Consider the following 15,037-nt stretch of genomic DNA (forward strand, 5'->3'; position numbering starts at 1 on the left):
AGGGGCGCAAGAGAATGCATCTACTCACCGATACCCTCGATTCGCTCTGGCAGGTAGTGGCAGTCGGACTGCTCTTCGGAGCCGGACTGCCGGCGATCTTCGCCTTCGGCCTCAAGTCGCTGAGTCTGCCGAACGCCGACGGCACCGAAGGACCGTCCACCCTGGGTAAAATGGGTGCGTACCTCTGTTTTGCGGTCGTGCTCGTCACGATCTTCGCCGGAATTCTGTTGTTGATGAAGAACTTCTTGGCCAGCACGTTCGGAATCCACGTCTTCTGAGTGGTCGTCGCGGCGCACCACTGAAACCACCGAAACGAAAATGAGGCCGAGGATTTGAGCAAGTATTCATTGCGCAGCGTGCTCGACTGGCTGCGTGCCGGGTATCCCGAGGGCATCCCGGACAAGGATCATTTTGCGCTGCTCGCCGTTCTCCGTCGTCGTCTGACCGACGAGGAGATCGAGCAGGTCGTTTCGATGTCCATCGAGTCGGCACACGAAGTGCCGGACCGCCACGTCGACTACGACACCATCCGCGCCATCATCGAGGGAATCCTCAACGAGGAGCCGTCCGAGGACGACGTCGATCGTGTCACCGAAAGGCTGCGCGCAGGTGGGTGGCCGGTCATCGAAGACGTGGACACCGACAACGAAGTTCGAGACGTGAGCTGACGTCATGGCCCTTCCGCCCTTCCTCACGTCGATAGTCGGCTGGTTGCGGGCCGGCTATCCCAATGGCGTCCCCGAGCAGGACTACATCCCACTTTTCGCGCTCCTCACTCGCAGACTCTCCGAAACCGAGGTCGACGCCGTCGCCGACGCGTTGATCGAGGACGGCGATCTACCCATCGAGAAGACCGACATCCAGGTCCTCATCACGAAGATCACCAACGAGATGCCACTCGAAACCGACGTCGACCGCGTACGAAGCCATCTGGCTGCCGGTGGTTGGCCGCTGGCTGGACCGGACGTCCGGTGAACGTTCTTCGCACACTGGCTGTTCCACAGGGTGAGGCGGTCTTCGAGGTACTGCCTGCCATCGCGCAGATCCTGGACGGCGTGCACGACGCCGTGCTTCCCGTCCCTGCGGCCGACGCACGCGAGACGGCCCGACTGAGCGACGCTCTGCACCCAGATCAGCCCATCGACGACGGCATCTCGCTGGTGGTCGCCACGTCGGGGACCACCGGAACCCCGAAGGGCGCGATGCTCACCGCGAGCGCACTGCGAGCCAGCGGCGACGCGACCCATGAACGCCTCGGCGGCACCGGATCCTGGTTGCTGGTTCTCCCCCCGCACCACATCGCCGGGATGCAAGTTCTGTTGCGCAGTGTCCTCGCCGAAACACGACCGGTGATCGTCGACGTCAGTGCGGGTTTCGACCCTGCCGCATTGCCGGGCGCTGTCGCCGCGATGAGCGGACCGCGCCGCTACACCTCGTTGGTGCCGACGCAGTTGGTCAAGGCACTCGGTGATCGCTCCGCGGTCGAGGCTCTGGCTTCGCTCGACGCGGTTCTGCTCGGCGGCGCTGCTACTCCCGCACCGGTACTCGCGCAGGCCACCGAAGCGGGCATCACCGTCGTCCGCACCTACGGGATGAGCGAAACGTCCGGCGGTTGCGTCTACGACGGAATCCCGTTGTCCGAAGCACAGATTCGTATCGACGACGGGCGAGTACTGCTGGGCGGACCGATGCTCGCGTCCGGGTACCGCGGGCTTCCCGACCACCCCGCTTTCGCCGAGCCCGGGTGGTTCCGGACCGACGACGCCGGATCAGTGGTCGACGGAGTCCTGCGCATCACCGGCCGGTTGGACGAGGCAATCTCCACCGGCGGGCTGACCGTCGTACCGCAGGTGGTCGAGGCCGCGCTGGCCGATCACCCCGCCGTTCGCGAGTGCGCGGTGATCGGCATCGAGGACCCGCGGCTGGGGCAGCGGGTGGTGGCCGTCGTCGTACCAGAGGGCGAAGCTCCGACGCTCGACGAACTGCGCGCACATGCTCAGCGGACACTCGACGTCACCGCGGCGCCGCGGGAACTCTTCGTCGTGGACGCGCTCCCCCTGCGTGGACCGGGCAAGCTCGACCGCGCCGCCCTGGTGGCTCGGTTCAGCTAGCAGCCGCAGCACCGACCTCGCGCGCTGTGCAAGTAACCGCAAGTTCCACGCAAGGTCCATGCAAGATCGGTCTGCCAAGCTTCATCCCATGAACCACACAGCTTCGCCTCTTGCCATCGAGGCCGACGGACTCGTCAAGAAGTTCGGCGAGCACCGCGCGGTCGACGGCGTCAGCCTCACCGTCCCCACCGGCTCGGTGTTCGGCGTCCTCGGGCCGAACGGCGCCGGCAAGACCACCACCGTCCGCATGCTCGCCACTCTCCTGCGCCCCGACGGCGGTGAGGCGCGCATCTTCGGCCACGACGTCAGCCGTGAACCCACCGCGGTCCGATCCCTGATCGGCGTCACCGGTCAGTACGCCTCCGTCGACGAGGATCTGACGGCGACCGAGAACCTCGTGATCTTCTCGCGGCTGCTCGGCCTGAGCCGCCGCGATGCGCGCACCAAGTCCCTGGAACTCCTCGAGGAGTTCGATCTGGTCGAGGCCGCGACCAAACCGCTGAAGAACTTCTCCGGTGGCATGCGTCGACGCCTGGATCTGGCGGCAAGCCTGATCGCGCGCCCGCCGCTGCTGTTTCTCGACGAGCCCACCACCGGCCTCGATCCGCGCACCCGCGCCCAGATGTGGGTGACCATCCGGCGACTCGTCGCCGAGGGTTCGACGGTGTTGCTCACCACGCAGTACCTCGACGAAGCCGATCAACTGGCCGATCGCATCGCGGTGATCGACCGCGGCCGCGTGATCGCCAACGGCACCGCCGACGAACTCAAGGCTTCGGTCGGGATCTCCTCGCTCCAACTCAAGCTGGTCGATCGTGATCGCACCGAGGAGGCTCGCTCGCTCATCGCCGCTGCGCTGAGCGTCGAGGTGGGTGTCACTCCCGAGGTCGGGCGGATCACCGCCCCGCTGAGCGACCCGTCGATCACGGCGGACCTGTTGATCCGTCTGCGTGAGCAAGGTATCGCCGTCGACGAAATCAACGTACAGAAACCCAGCCTGGACGAAGTGTTCCTGACCATCACCGGGCACCAGCCCGAAGACACTGGTCGCAACGACGCCCAGTCCGACAACGACTCCGATCGGAGCGTCGCATGACAACCACTCTCACCAAACCCCGGTCGCCGATAGCCCAGCCGGATGCCGCACCCCGCCGCATCAGCCTGCAGCAGAGCTTCGCGAACACGTTCACGATGGCGTACCGCGGAATTCTCAAGATCAAGCACAACCCCGAGCAACTGTTCGACGTCGTCATCCAGCCGATCATCTTCACGTTGATGTTCACCTACATCTTCGGCGGCGCGATCGCCGGTGACGTGACGGCATATCTGCCGACGATCATCCCCGGCATCCTCGTCCAGACCGTCATCACCGGTTCCATCGTCACGGGCACTCAGCTTCGTGAGGACATGGACAAGGGCGTGTTCGACCGCTTCAAGTCCCTTCCCATCGCTCGTATCGCCCCGCTGTCCGGTGCATTGCTCGCCGACGTCGTGCGCTACGGCATCGCCACGACCATCACGTTCATCGTCGGTTTCGCGATGGGTTACCGCCCCGCAGGCGGCGTGGTCGGCATTCTGTCTGCCGCGATCCTGGTCATGGTGTGCGCGTTCTCCATCAGCTGGATCTTCGCTCTCATGGGCGTGCTGATGAACAAAGCGTCCACGGTGCAGGGTGTTTCGATGCTCGTGCTGTTCCCGCTGACGTTCCTGTCGAATGCGTTCGTCGATCCTGCCACCATGCCGAGTTGGCTTCAGAAGTTCGTGAACGTCAATCCGGTCTCACACCTGGTGACCGCGGTTCGCGAGCTGGCCAACGACGGCCACTTCGGTATCCACGTCGTGTGGTCGCTGGTGGGCGCCGCGGTGATCGTTGCCGTCATGGCACCTTTGACCGTGCGGATGTACATGCGCAAGACATAAGTCCCGCACCATCGTCCAGACCTAGTCCAGCACCGGTCCGCGAAGCGCAGCCAACACTGCTTCGCGGACCGCTCTGCGTGAGTAACCCGATACCTTCTCGGTTTCCACAGACCACCTGTCGGCTCCGACCAGACCAACCGCGAAGTCGGAGAGGCGCGCGTGATGGAGCGAGACGAAGTCTTGTCTCCCCGGCATTTTCAACGACAAAGCCATCAGTTCGACTCCGCGTTCGATGTTGCCCGTGACAAGATCGAACGACCCGATCGCCGACGCCAACGAACCCGCGAGCGGCAGGTCCGCGTAACCGTTGGGATCGAGCTTGAGAGCACTCGACTCCTTCATCTGCAGAACGCGGCCCGCCACCAGTTCGTGCCGGCCGTGAACTGCGTGAGCGCACACAGCCGCGGCACCGAGCAGAACGACGAAGGGATCACCGAAGATGTTCTCGATCGCAGAACCCAACAGCTCCAGCGCTTCTCGATACCGAGCCAAGCCCTCGTCGATACGGCCGTCCGCGAGATCCGCCTCGGCGATACTCGCTATGAGCGCCGCGCGCCGTTGATCGGTTTCGATGGCCCCGGTCCCACCCGAATGCGCCAATGCCGGACGTGCACGATCGAGAAGCACCCGACCACCAGCGGTGTCACCGGCCGCGATCATTGCTCCGGCTTGAAAGCAGATGAGCTGCATCGCCTCGTCACGCGCACCGAGGCGTTCCATCGACGCCGCCGCGATCGCGTAGAACTCGATGGCCTCGCCATAGCGGGCGGATTGGCTGTGAACCGACCCGACATGTTGGGCCGCCATCGCCAGACCCCACTCGTCACCGATGCTGGTGGCGTAGTCGAACAGAGTCTCCCCGTCCAGCAACGCACCGCGCAGATCTCCGATGTTCTCCCGCATGTTCGAACGCGCGGACAGCGCCGCCATTCGGGTCTCGGGATCGGAACTGCGAACGCCTTCGGCCACCAACCGCGCAAGTTTGTGGTTGGCGATCCCACTCGTGGCCAGCTTGATCAGAAATGCGAACAACGGACCGAGATCATCGCGCTCACGCAACAGCTTTCGAAGTCGGATCCGCGCACGGGCATGGTTTCGATCGGCCTCTCCGAAGAAGAGATGCATCGCCACCAGGATGAACGTAGCGCCCACCAGTTCTGCATTCACGTCGCGCAGATCGTTGTCCGCGGTCGCCCCGACGATCTTCGACGCCCAGTTCGATATTTCCGAGTTCGATCCTCGTACGGCCCACAGAATCGCAAGGACGGGGAAGACATTGGCTACGGTCACCGCGTCGCCGCGTTCCACGGCCCAGCGAAGTACAGCCAGAAGGTTGTCGTGCTCGGCATCGAGGTCGGCAATCAGACGGAGCTGATCCGTCCGTGCACGCACGACGGCATCCTCGGCGATCGCAATCGCCCAGTCGTCGAGGCGCCGAATCACTTCCGGTCCCTCCCCGGACGCGGCGAGTTGCTCCTCGCCGTATTCACGGACAGTCTCGAGCATGTAGTACCGAAGATCTCCCTGCCCGTCGCTGACGGATAGAAGTGACTGATTCACCAGCGCTTCGACGGCGCTTGCCACATCGGTCAACTCGCCCCACCCGGCAACGGCCTGCGCCGAAGAAAGGGTGAAGCCGGCCGGGAATCGGCACAATCGACGCAGCGCAATCTGATCCCCGCTGCCCAACAGATTCCAGCTCCAGTCGATCACCGCGTGCAGGGTGCGATGCCGATCCGGAGACGTCGGATCATCGGAGCGCAACAACGCGAACCTGTCTCGCAGTCTCGAACCGATTTCGTCGACGCTCATGGTGCGGACCCGCGCGGCAGCGAGCTCGATCGCCAGCGGGAGTCCGTCGAGCGTCGTACACAGCTTGACTACCGCGTCGACGTCCAGATGAACAGACGGCCGCACCGCACGGGCTCTCGCCGAGAAGAGTTCGACTGCCGAGCCGGTTCCGTCTTCGATCGCCAACGGCGGCAACGGGTACACCGCCTCGGCACTGATCATGAGCGGAGAACGACTGGTGGTCAGAACCGTCAGCTGACGACCGGCCGCGATCATCTCGGCCACGATCTCCGAACACGCGCCGATCACGTGCTCACAATTGTCGAGGATGAGCAACATCGGACCGGCGGACAGCGCCTCTTTGAGTCGCTCTCTCGCCGAATGCGTTCGGCCGACGGTCAATTTGCCTGGCGCCAGATCGGATTCGCTGATTCCGAGGGTGCCTCCGATGGCCGCGATGACATCTTCGCTGCTGCGCAACGACGCCAACTCCACGAGGACCACCGAGACGCCCGGCTGATTCACGGATCCGCGCAGGCCCAATTCGTGTGCGAGACGGGTCTTTCCGGCGCCACCAGGTCCGAGAATGGTGACGACGCGCGAGCGGGCGAGCAAGGATTCGATCTGGTCGATGTCGTTGTCGCGACCGAGCAAGGTGTTGGGGGCAGCGCGGAGACCGATCGCACGCGCGGCCCGCGGTGTAGCCGCAGGTGCCCCGAGAAGTTCCGCGTTGAGAGTCACCAGTGCGGGTGACGGATCAGCGCCCAGGCGATTGGCGAGGTGGTTGCGGAACTCCGCGAACACTTCGAGTGCCTCGTTGACTCGGCCTGCTCCGGCGAGCGCACGCATCAACGCCTCGGCCGCTGTGTCGTCGAATGGGCTCGCCAGATGGCGTCCGCGCACCAGGGGAATGGCTGCCGCGTACTCCCCCAATGTGAGCAACGCGTCGATCTGCGCCGTCTCCAGTTCGTCGTACACCCGGCCTGCGTCGAGCGCCAGACGATCTGCAACGTCGCCGACGACGTCACTCCCGGGGGTACCGCGCCACAGGCGCAATGACGCGGTCGTGACGGCGAGCGCTTCGGACGCTTCGGCGCCGACGGTGCGCAGACCACGGGCGGCGTCCGCTGCCCTGGCCAGGTCGACACGCTCCCGAGCGAGAGTGAGCCGGTATCCGGCCGCCGTGACTTCGAGGGCCCCGTCCGGGAGTGCAGATCGCAGGCGCGAGACCTGAGTGTGGAGGGCGTTCATCGGTGAGCGCGGCGGCTCCAGCCCCCAGACGTCGTCGATCAGGCTCTGCGCGGTACGTGGCTCACCCGGATTGCGAGCCAGCGCAACCAGCAGAGTTCGAGCTCGCGGACCCGGCAACGGAACCAGACGACCGCCCACTTTGGTCGAAACGGGTCCGAGCAAGGCAATGTCTGCCAGGTCTTCGCCCGACTGCGCGTACCTGGCGCGCTCACTCACGTCTCGAGTCATGTGCTGATCCACCGCGTTCGATCGTATTGCACAGTGCAAAGATCGTTGTATGGCAACAGCTGCTCAATGGATCGAAGGCGCGAGGCCGCGCACACTCCCGAACGCGATTGCGCCCGTGCTGGTCGGCACCGGAGCCGCGGCGTCCCTGGACCTCGCAGTGTGGTGGAAGGCGCTCCTGGCACTGATCGTCTCCTTGGCCTTGATCGTCGGGGTGAATTTCGCGAACGACTACTCCGACGGAATCCGCGGAACGGACGACGACCGCGTCGGGCCACTGCGCTTGGTCGGATCGAAGTTGGTCAGTCCCGGAGCCGTGAAGGCCGCGGCGATCAGCTGCTTCACCGTTGCCGCGGTAGCCGGGTTCGTTCTGGCGGCGACCACAGCCTGGTGGCTGGTTGCGGTCGGCGTGTTCTGCATCATCGGTGCCTGGTTCTACACCGGCGGCAAGAAGCCGTACGGATACAGCGGGTTCGGCGAGATCGCCGTGTTCATCTTCTTCGGACTGATTGCAGTGCTGGGAACTCAGTTCGTACAGGCCGAACGGGTGGATCTGGCCGGGCTGGCCGGCGCGATCGCCATCGGTTCGTTCTCGAGCGCGGTGCTCGTTGCCAACAATCTTCGAGACATCCCGACCGACACCGAGTCCGGAAAGATCACTCTCGCAGTCCGGCTCGGCGACGCCAAGACCCGCACACTGCACGTGATCCTGCTGGCCGTCCCGTTCGTCGCGACCCTGCTGCTGATCCTGCGCACTCCGTGGGCATTGCTCGGATTGCTGGCGTTGCCACTGGCAATCCGAGCCAACGCCCCACTGCGTTCGGGCGGGCAGGGTATGGCCCTGATCCCCGCGTTGCGCGACACCGGACTCGCCATGCTCGTCTGGGGTGCCGCGACCGCAGTTGCGCTCAGTCTCGCCTGAAAGTCGACGGACTCAACGGTTGTCCGGGACGAACGCGCTGAGCAGGAAGTTCACGATCGAGATGATCAGCGCGCCCCAGACTGCCGTCCAGAAGCCGTCGACCGTCAAGCCGTAGGACGTTCCAGACGAGATCCACGCCGTCAGCATCAGCATGAGGGCGTTGATCACGAGCGTGAACAATCCGAGAGTCAGGATGAGCAGCGGTAGCGAGAGAAGCTGCACTACCGGCTTGATGAACGCGTTGACCACCGTGAAGATCAAAGCGATCACCGCGATCACGAGAACCGTGCCCCAGGTGCCGTTGTCGTGGTTGGCGATCGTGATGCCGGTGACCCACGCCGACGCCAGCCAGATGGCTATGCCGTTGATGATGAGACGTGCCAGAAATGTCATGTCTGAATGCTGGCACATCCCGCCCCGTGCATGCGGAGCCGTGCCGAATCTAGGCGGCGCGATTCATCTTCGCTTCCAAGCGCTCACGGATCACCGACATCGTGACCTGCGTTTCGAGGGCCTGACGGGTAGGCCCGTCGGCGACACGCAGGATGCCGAGCAGGATGTGTTCGGCGCCGATGCGATTGTCCTTGTGCGCGAGCGCTTCACGGAGCGAGAGTTCCAACACCTTCTTGGAGTCCTTCTCGAATCGTGAACGAGGGAACCCGAATCGGCTCTTGCGAGAAGTGTCGACGCCGTCCGGCACAGGAGTCTCGTCCAGCACACCTTCGCCGAAGGACTGCTCGAGACTCTCCCGAACCGCATCGAGATCGATGCCGATCGACTTGAGTATCTCGGCGTCGTCGTCGAAATTGTTGGAGCTACCTTCGTTCGATCCGGCGCCGGCGTGGCGGATCACGTCGAGCGTGACACCAGACTCGGTGAGCACCTCGGTGGCGATGCCCCGATCAGAGGTGATCAGCGCGGTCAGAAGTTCCATCGGCGTGACAGGACCGGAGCCGGCGACAGCATCGACAACGACGCTTCGAGCCTGTGCGGAGAACCTTTCGAACATGGCAATTACCTGCCCTTCTCGCGCAGTGAACGCAGCATCGATTCCGACTGCGCGGACGCGTATTTCTTGTGGACGGCTTGACGGCTGACCTCGAGAGCTTCCGCGATCGCCTGCCAGGACCATCCGTGACGGCGCGCATTGGCGACCTGAATGGCCTCGAGTTTTTCGAGAAGACGACGCAGCGCTCGAACAGCACGCAATCCCTCGGTGGGATCCGGGCTACCGGCGGCAGCAGCGAGAGAGGTTGCTTCGGTCATGTTGTCAATTTAGGTTGACAACCGGAATTTGTCAACCAAAATTGACAGGCGCGCCTAGTACCCGGCGACGGCCCCGTCCACTGCCACCTGCAAGTCGGCCTGCACAGTTCGGGCGATATCCATCGGCTTGTCCGGAAGTTCGGTCACCGGCATTCCGACAAAGACACTCGCAGCCTTGACGTCGCCGGCCACTGGACCGTAATTGATGCCGATCGACACCAGTGCCGGTGAGCATCCCAACTTCTCGGCGCGCGCGACGATGTGGCCGATTCCGCTGTTGACGTGCTGCAGCCGCGTCGGATCTTCGGTGTTGCACGTCCCTTCCGGGAAAATCGCCAGACAGTCCCCGTTGCCCAGCCGCTCGGCCGCGACGTCCATCATCACTCGGCCGGCATCCGAAACTGCACGGAGGCCGTAGTTCTTGCTGCGAAAAACCGGGATGCTGCCCATCATGTCGACCTTCTTGCGCTGTGAAGGATCAACGAAGAGTTCGTCTTTGGCGAGGACCCGGGTCCGTCCGATCACTCGACGCAACGGAGTACGCCACGCGGTCGCGGCGAGCGTGAACTGGTCGCTCTCGGTCAGATGATTGACTGCCACGACCAACTGCGTCTTACGTTCCAGCAGAGTCTTCAGCGCACCTTCCGCACCCGGCGCGTACCTCACTCGCGGGCGGTACTTCAGCGCCAATGCGGCATAAGCGAGCTTCGCCACGAATCGGTTCTGCTGATGACTGCGGTAGTACTCGTACACAGCCTCGTAATTGTCGAGTGAAACTTCAGGATTGCCCATGATCCGCCCTCGCTGGAGAAGTGCCCCTTGACCAAACGATACACAACCTACGGTTGCGTAGGTTTGCGTTACAGAAGGCGTAGCGCTGGGAGAAACGCACTTCTCGAGGTAAAACGGTTTCTGTGATCCGCTCGGCCATATCCACCGACCTACCCGCACTGCAACAGATCGAGATCGCCGCGGGCGAACCGTTCCGAGACATCGGGATGGACGCCATCGCAGACGATCCACCGCCGACGCTCGACGAGTTGAACGATTTTCTCGCAGCCGAGCACATCTGGGTTCAGACCGACGCGAACGACGTACCCGTTGCGTACGCACTCGTCGAGATCGTGGACGGCGGCGCGCATATCGAGCAGGTCTCCGTTCACCCCGATCATGCCCGGAAAGGCCTCGGAGCCCAGCTGATCGACGCCGTCACCGAATGGGCGGCGGACCATCACCACGATCTCGTGACTCTGACGACGTTCGTCGACGTTCCGTGGAACGCGCCGTACTACGAGCGCCTCGGGTTCGTGCGCCTGGCCGAGAACACGCTCTCCCCCGGCCTGATACGCATCAGAACGGACGAGCAGTCGTCCGGGTTGGACGCCTGGCCGCGCGTGACGATGAGCCGCCCGTCACACGGTCCAGCGCCGGCGATTCAGGAACTGGCCGTCCACGCACCCGAACGGACGAACTCGTCCAGCACTGTCGTCGGGCCGAGCAGGTCGATCCCTTCCGAAGCCACCCATTCGTCGTTGTAATACGTGCCTGAGTAACGCTCTCCGCCGTCGCACAGGAGGGTGACGACGCTGCCGCTGCGCCCGGCCGCCATCATTTCGGCAATCAACGCAAAAGCTCCCCACAGGTTCGTCCCCGTCGAGCCGCCCACTTTGCGCCCCAGGGCTGCGCTGGCATGCCGGGCAGCCGCGATCGAGCCTGCGTCCGGCACCTTGATCATTCGGTCGACCACCTGACCGACAAAAGACGGTTCGACGCGCGGACGGCCGATGCCCTCGATCCGGGAACCTCGAGTACCGACGATCGACGGATCGCTCGCTCGCCACGCGTCGAAAAACACGGAGTGCTCCGGGTCCACCACGCACAGCCCCGTGTCGAATTTCCGGTAACGAAGAAAGCGGCCGATCGTGGCACCGGTTCCGCCCGTCCCGGCTCCGACGACCACCCAGTCGGGAATCGGATGTTCCTCGTGTTCGAGCTGAGTGAAGATCGATTCGGCGATGTTGTTGTTTCCTCGCCAATCCGTCGCGCGCTCGGCGTGGGTGAACTGGTCCATGTAGTGACCGTTCAACTCACTCGCGAGCCGATGCGATTCCGAGTAGATCGACGACGGATCGCTCACGAAATGACAACGTCCCCCCTGCGCCTCGATCAACGCGATCTTGGCGGGACTCGTGCTCGCGGGCATCACCGCGACAAAATCCAGGCCCAGCAACTTCGCGAAATACGCCTCGCTGACAGCCGTCGATCCGGACGACGCTTCGATGACAGTGGTCTCTTCGGTAACCCAGCCGTTGCAGATCGCGTAGAGGAAAAGCGACCGTGCGAGTCGATGCTTGAGACTCCCCGTGATGTGGGTCGACTCGTCCTTCAGATAAAGCTGGACGGTCCAGTTACTCGGCAGCGGATAGCGCAGCAGGTGAGTGTCCGCGCTGCGTTGCGCGTCGGCTTCGATCAACCGCACCGCGTTGTCGACCCACTGGCGTGAGGTCCGACGGTCGACGTCGAGCGACCCCGTGGTCACCGCCCGTCTCCGCGCAGCTTGGAGCGAAGATCGTCACGATCGGACCGACGCTGGGCGTCGACCGCCGCAATGCCCGCATTGACACGCTTGCGCAGTTTCGCGAAGAGCAGCAACGACAGCGGCAGCGCGATCAGAACTGCGAACAGCGCCGCGACGATCAAGGGAACGTCCGTGCCGGCGAGCTTTCCGCCACCGATGATGACGGCACCGATCACGACGACAAGCAGCAGCCGAGCGACCGAGTACAGCACCACATCGCGGGCTAGTTGACCCTTGGTCACCGGCCCGGAAGCCGACTTTGCTTGCCCAGAGTTTGCGGAAGGTTTACTGGCCTTGACCGGCTCAGAAGGAACATTTTCGGGGTTTTCAGACAACTGACTCACCCTCTCAGGTTACCCATTCCGAATACGGGTGGGACCGAGCCCGCTATATCCATTTTGTCCTTTACTTAAACATTACTTTTTCTTGAAAGATCGACTACCCGGCTATATCTGTGCAAACATTGCGCTACCACTCAGAAAACGGTCGAATGTGAGCGAAGGACTTCGAAACAAACTCGACGCAGGTTTTTGGCAACTGGTCGACACACCGGTTCGGAACCAAAGTTCGGAATCACTGCTCGGTTCGGAATCACTGTTCGTCAAACGTTCGACATCAACATGGAGGACCTCACAATGAGCGCACCAACCTTCAATACCGCCGCAGACGCACTCATGACGCCCGGACAGGTAGCGGCATTGTTTCATGTCGATCCCAAGACCGTGACCCGCTGGGCACACGCAGGACGACTGGGCTCGCTTCGCACGCCAGGAGGACATCGTCGATTCCGTGAGACCGAGGTCATGCAGCTTCTGCGCTCGCTGACCACCGAAGCAGACAACAACTGAGCAACTTCAGCTCACTTCGAAGCACTTTGCGGTACCCGACAGATCTTGCAGTACCCGACAGATACAGCACTAGCGCACTGAGCCGAAACGCTTGTCCGCACCACTTCTGGTGAAGCGGGGCGGAGACTGAGTAGGCTCGACTTCAGTTCCCTGAGGAGGTGCGCCGTGTTGTATCTGTTGGCGTTGGTGGGTTTGGTGACATTGATCGTTCTGATGTGGAAGGCATTCGGGCCCGATCCGTCGACGCGCACCCCGGTGAGCGGTGTACGCGGGCCGGATGACGATCCCGAATTCCTGTGGAATGTGAACCAGCAAACACGACGCAAGCGCACGGAAGGTCCGGACGTACCGCCGACTGACGCGTCGACGTAGCGTCCGGGCTCGCCCGGCTATCCGATTACCGCCCCGTCAACGCGAACGGGGAGGCCGGAAAGTCCTGCGCAACCACCGCAGCCAACTCCAGCACCGCTTCCCGAGTACCTGGACGCAGCCGGTCCAGATCGATTTCGGCGCCCTCTTCCAAATGCGGATCGAACGGAATCAGTTTCACCGCTCGACAGCGCTGCTCGAAGTGCTCGACGACCCGCGGCAGATCAACCTTGCCCGAGCGAGGCCGTACCGCGTTGATGACAGCCACGGACGTGGCGACCAGCCTGCTGTAACCGTGAGCGTCGAGCCAGTCAAGTGTTGCGGAGGCGCTACGTGCACCGTCGACGGAACCGGAACTGACGACGATCAACGAATCTGCACCTTCGAGAATGGCCTGCATCGCCGAGTGCATCAATCCGGTGCCGCAATCGGTCAGAACTATGCTGTAGAACTTCTCGAGCATGTCGACCGTGCGCGTGTAGTCCCCACCGCTGAAGGCCTCTGAAACTGCTGGATCGCTGTCGGAGGCAAGCACTTCGAGCCGGTGTCGATTTTGCGATGTGTAGCCACGGACGTCGCTGTACTTCTCGATGCTGTTCTCGTCGCGCAGCAGGTTTCGCACTGTTGCCGGAGTTTCGAGCGGGATCTTCTGGCTCAGCGTTCCCCGGTCGGGGTTTGCATCGACAGCGACGACGCGATCGCCGCGGATCGAGCCGAACATCGACCCCAGTGTCGCTGTGGTCGTGGTCTTTCCGACGCCGCCTTTGAGACTGAGCACCGCAACCTTGTAGCAGCCCTGCAGCGGCTGGTTGATCTGGCGCGTCAACTCGACGAGGTGCTGCTCCTTTGCACCGTTTCCGAGGTTCACCGATCGGCCGGACAACGTGTACAGCGCCTTGCGCCAGCCGCCCACCGGCGCAGGCCGGACAGGCCGCTTGACGAGGAGCGCAGCCGAGAGATCTTGCGCAGTCATCGGGAGAGCGGACTCGAAGCGACTGTCCGGAGCCGAGGTGAGTCCGGTCTGCGGCATCGGAGCGCGAGTAGGTGGCACTGTCGGCGGGGCCATCGGCACGGCCTGACCATTCTGGAGGGTGTGGCCGTTCTGCACCGGCGCAGCGCCGGGATGACCGAACTGCCGAATCGCGGGATTGGGCGGATGGACGCCGGGCGAAAAAGGTGCCTGCGGTTGCTGGAGCGGTCTCGCGGATGAATGCGCCGTCGGGCCGGGCTGCGAATTCTGAACAGGATGCAGGTTCTGAACAGGCTGCGAGTTCCGAACAGGCTGCGAATTCTGAACAGGCTGCGGAACGCCAGTTCGTGAATCCGGAAGCGACCCTCCACGATTCGTAGGTTCGTAGGTCTGCATCGGCATCGCAGGCGAGGTCGAGAACTGGCCGTTGATCGGGCCTGGCTGCGCTGCCGGATACTGGATGACCGGAGTCTTGGGACCTGGTACCGGAGCCGCTGGGGTCGTCGTCGGCGGCGGAGCGGCGGGTGCACTGGGCGCCTGGCCGGCGACTTGCTGGAGCGGCCCGGAGTCGACCGGGGCCACGAAGAGACTACGAACGTCGCTGGGAACCGAGTCCGATGACGGCTCGGGCGCGGATGCGCGCGGCTCGCGCCGCGTCGGCTCGGCAGGGCGCACCGGCTCCCACAATCCTGCTCCGGCGTCTTCAATCTTGTCGGCCATCTCGCCGCTCCCCCTCGTCGATCCCACAGCTACCAGACAGCTAGTAATTCGCCAAGCTGCATCGTA

The 15,037-nt window shown here is 63.4% G+C and carries 18 protein-coding genes; 10 read left to right on the forward strand and 8 right to left on the reverse strand.

Going from position 1 to position 15,037, the window contains the following annotated elements:
* Positions 1 to 14 precede the first annotated feature (14 nt).
* The 6 genes from ABIE52_RS13265 (at position 15) to ABIE52_RS13290 (ending at position 4,031) form a co-directional block, all read left to right on the forward strand.
* Positions 15 to 278, forward strand: coding sequence for a hypothetical protein (locus ABIE52_RS13265; RefSeq protein WP_003942079.1), 264 nt, complete (start codon positions 15 to 17; stop codon positions 276 to 278).
* 54 nt (positions 279 to 332) lie between these two features.
* A complete protein-coding gene (locus ABIE52_RS13270; protein ID WP_003941853.1) occupies positions 333 to 668 on the forward strand; it encodes a DUF3349 domain-containing protein in 336 nt (111 codons plus the stop codon).
* Between the two features lie 4 nt (positions 669 to 672).
* Positions 673 to 975 (forward strand): DUF3349 domain-containing protein, encoded by a 303-nt coding sequence (locus ABIE52_RS13275; protein ID WP_003941976.1) that lies wholly within the window; start codon positions 673 to 675, stop codon positions 973 to 975.
* Complete coding sequence (gene menE, locus ABIE52_RS13280; protein ID WP_192712111.1) at positions 972 to 2,111, forward strand: o-succinylbenzoate--CoA ligase; 1,140 nt, start codon at positions 972 to 974, stop codon at positions 2,109 to 2,111. Before ABIE52_RS13275 ends, menE begins: the two co-directional genes overlap by 4 nt.
* A gap of 88 nt (positions 2,112 to 2,199) precedes the next feature.
* Positions 2,200 to 3,207, forward strand: a complete 1,008-nt coding sequence (locus tag ABIE52_RS13285; RefSeq protein ID WP_192712110.1) for an ATP-binding cassette domain-containing protein — start codon at positions 2,200 to 2,202, stop codon at positions 3,205 to 3,207.
* Positions 3,204 to 4,031 carry an ABC transporter permease gene (locus ABIE52_RS13290; RefSeq protein WP_003941848.1) on the forward strand — a complete coding sequence of 276 codons (828 nt, stop codon included), beginning with the start codon at positions 3,204 to 3,206 and terminating at the stop codon, positions 4,029 to 4,031. The genes ABIE52_RS13285 and ABIE52_RS13290 overlap by 4 nt, the downstream gene beginning before the upstream one ends.
* A gap of 21 nt (positions 4,032 to 4,052) precedes the next feature.
* Here the strand turns inward: ABIE52_RS13290 and ABIE52_RS13295 are convergent, their stop codons facing one another.
* Complete coding sequence (locus tag ABIE52_RS13295) at positions 4,053 to 7,301, reverse strand: AfsR/SARP family transcriptional regulator (protein WP_192712109.1); 3,249 nt, start codon at positions 7,299 to 7,301, stop codon at positions 4,053 to 4,055.
* A 49-nt stretch (positions 7,302 to 7,350) separates the two neighbouring features.
* Between ABIE52_RS13295 and ABIE52_RS13300 the strand changes: the two genes are divergently transcribed.
* Positions 7,351 to 8,220, forward strand: a complete 870-nt coding sequence (locus ABIE52_RS13300) for a 1,4-dihydroxy-2-naphthoate polyprenyltransferase (protein ID WP_019744341.1) — start codon at positions 7,351 to 7,353, stop codon at positions 8,218 to 8,220.
* 12 nt (positions 8,221 to 8,232) lie between these two features.
* Here the strand turns inward: ABIE52_RS13300 and ABIE52_RS13305 are convergent, their stop codons facing one another.
* From ABIE52_RS13305 to ABIE52_RS13320, 4 genes are read right to left on the reverse strand one after another with little or no spacing between them, the layout of a single operon-like run.
* A complete protein-coding gene (locus tag ABIE52_RS13305) occupies positions 8,233 to 8,613 on the reverse strand; it encodes a phage holin family protein (protein WP_003941998.1) in 381 nt (126 codons plus the stop codon).
* A 49-nt stretch (positions 8,614 to 8,662) separates the two neighbouring features.
* Positions 8,663 to 9,229, reverse strand: coding sequence for a Clp protease N-terminal domain-containing protein (locus ABIE52_RS13310; RefSeq protein ID WP_192712108.1), 567 nt, complete (start codon positions 9,227 to 9,229; stop codon positions 8,663 to 8,665).
* A gap of 5 nt (positions 9,230 to 9,234) precedes the next feature.
* Positions 9,235 to 9,486 (reverse strand): helix-turn-helix domain-containing protein, encoded by a 252-nt coding sequence (locus ABIE52_RS13315; protein WP_003941869.1) that lies wholly within the window; start codon positions 9,484 to 9,486, stop codon positions 9,235 to 9,237.
* Positions 9,487 to 9,540: 54 nt separating this feature from the next.
* Positions 9,541 to 10,278, reverse strand: coding sequence for a lysophospholipid acyltransferase family protein (locus tag ABIE52_RS13320; RefSeq protein WP_065352133.1), 738 nt, complete (start codon positions 10,276 to 10,278; stop codon positions 9,541 to 9,543).
* 122 nt (positions 10,279 to 10,400) lie between these two features.
* Here ABIE52_RS13320 and ABIE52_RS13325 point away from each other — a divergent pair, with 122 nt between their 5' ends.
* Positions 10,401 to 11,024, forward strand: coding sequence for a GNAT family N-acetyltransferase (locus ABIE52_RS13325; protein WP_054187825.1), 624 nt, complete (start codon positions 10,401 to 10,403; stop codon positions 11,022 to 11,024).
* Here ABIE52_RS13325 and cds1 read toward each other — a convergent pair.
* Entirely contained in the window at positions 10,922 to 12,025 is a 1,104-nt protein-coding gene (gene cds1 / locus ABIE52_RS13330) for an L-cysteine desulfhydrase Cds1 (protein WP_003941980.1), read from the reverse strand. The two genes, ABIE52_RS13325 and cds1, sit on opposite strands and share 103 nt — an antisense overlap.
* Positions 12,022 to 12,408: a DUF4229 domain-containing protein gene (locus ABIE52_RS13335; protein ID WP_030535490.1), complete on the reverse strand. Its 387-nt coding sequence runs from the start codon at positions 12,406 to 12,408 to the stop codon at positions 12,022 to 12,024. Before ABIE52_RS13335 ends, cds1 begins: the two co-directional genes overlap by 4 nt.
* 291 nt (positions 12,409 to 12,699) lie before the next feature.
* Here ABIE52_RS13335 and ABIE52_RS13340 point away from each other — a divergent pair, with 291 nt between their 5' ends.
* Both ABIE52_RS13340 and ABIE52_RS13345 read left to right on the forward strand, forming a co-directional pair.
* On the forward strand, positions 12,700 to 12,912 hold the full coding sequence (locus ABIE52_RS13340) for a BldC family transcriptional regulator (protein ID WP_003942029.1): 213 nt from the start codon (positions 12,700 to 12,702) through the stop codon (positions 12,910 to 12,912).
* Positions 12,913 to 13,077: 165 nt separating this feature from the next.
* Positions 13,078 to 13,284: a hypothetical protein gene (locus ABIE52_RS13345; protein ID WP_003941996.1), complete on the forward strand. Its 207-nt coding sequence runs from the start codon at positions 13,078 to 13,080 to the stop codon at positions 13,282 to 13,284.
* Positions 13,285 to 13,309: 25 nt separating this feature from the next.
* Here ABIE52_RS13345 and ABIE52_RS13350 read toward each other — a convergent pair whose 3' ends face one another.
* The gene (locus tag ABIE52_RS13350; RefSeq protein WP_118606343.1) at positions 13,310 to 14,971 is read right to left on the reverse strand and encodes a MinD/ParA family ATP-binding protein; all 1,662 of its coding nucleotides are present in this window, start codon (positions 14,969 to 14,971) and stop codon (positions 13,310 to 13,312) included.
* Positions 14,972 to 15,037: the final 66 nt, after the last annotated feature.

This window comes from Rhodococcus sp. OAS809 (assembly GCF_040546695.1).
Lineage (GTDB): Bacteria > Actinomycetota > Actinomycetes > Mycobacteriales > Mycobacteriaceae > Rhodococcus_F > Rhodococcus_F qingshengii.

Excerpts from the sequence above, each read along its gene's own strand:
- ABIE52_RS13265 (WP_003942079.1), top strand. The coding sequence starts at position 15 with ATGCATCTACTCACCGATACCCTCGATTCGCTCTGGCAGGTAGTGGCA.
- ABIE52_RS13275 (WP_003941976.1), top strand. The coding sequence starts at position 673 with ATGGCCCTTCCGCCCTTCCTCACGTCGATAGTCGGCTGGTTGCGGGCC.
- ABIE52_RS13285 (WP_192712110.1), top strand. The coding sequence starts at position 2,200 with ATGAACCACACAGCTTCGCCTCTTGCCATCGAGGCCGACGGACTCGTC.
- ABIE52_RS13290 (WP_003941848.1), top strand. The coding sequence starts at position 3,204 with ATGACAACCACTCTCACCAAACCCCGGTCGCCGATAGCCCAGCCGGAT.
- ABIE52_RS13295 (WP_192712109.1), bottom strand. The coding sequence starts at position 7,301 with ATGACTCGAGACGTGAGTGAGCGCGCCAGGTACGCGCAGTCGGGCGAA.
- ABIE52_RS13300 (WP_019744341.1), top strand. The coding sequence starts at position 7,351 with ATGGCAACAGCTGCTCAATGGATCGAAGGCGCGAGGCCGCGCACACTC.
- ABIE52_RS13305 (WP_003941998.1), bottom strand. The coding sequence starts at position 8,613 with ATGACATTTCTGGCACGTCTCATCATCAACGGCATAGCCATCTGGCTG.
- ABIE52_RS13310 (WP_192712108.1), bottom strand. The coding sequence starts at position 9,229 with ATGTTCGAAAGGTTCTCCGCACAGGCTCGAAGCGTCGTTGTCGATGCT.
- ABIE52_RS13315 (WP_003941869.1), bottom strand. The coding sequence starts at position 9,486 with ATGACCGAAGCAACCTCTCTCGCTGCTGCCGCCGGTAGCCCGGATCCC.
- ABIE52_RS13320 (WP_065352133.1), bottom strand. The coding sequence starts at position 10,278 with ATGGGCAATCCTGAAGTTTCACTCGACAATTACGAGGCTGTGTACGAG.
- ABIE52_RS13340 (WP_003942029.1), top strand. The coding sequence starts at position 12,700 with ATGAGCGCACCAACCTTCAATACCGCCGCAGACGCACTCATGACGCCC.
- ABIE52_RS13350 (WP_118606343.1), bottom strand. The coding sequence starts at position 14,971 with ATGGCCGACAAGATTGAAGACGCCGGAGCAGGATTGTGGGAGCCGGTG.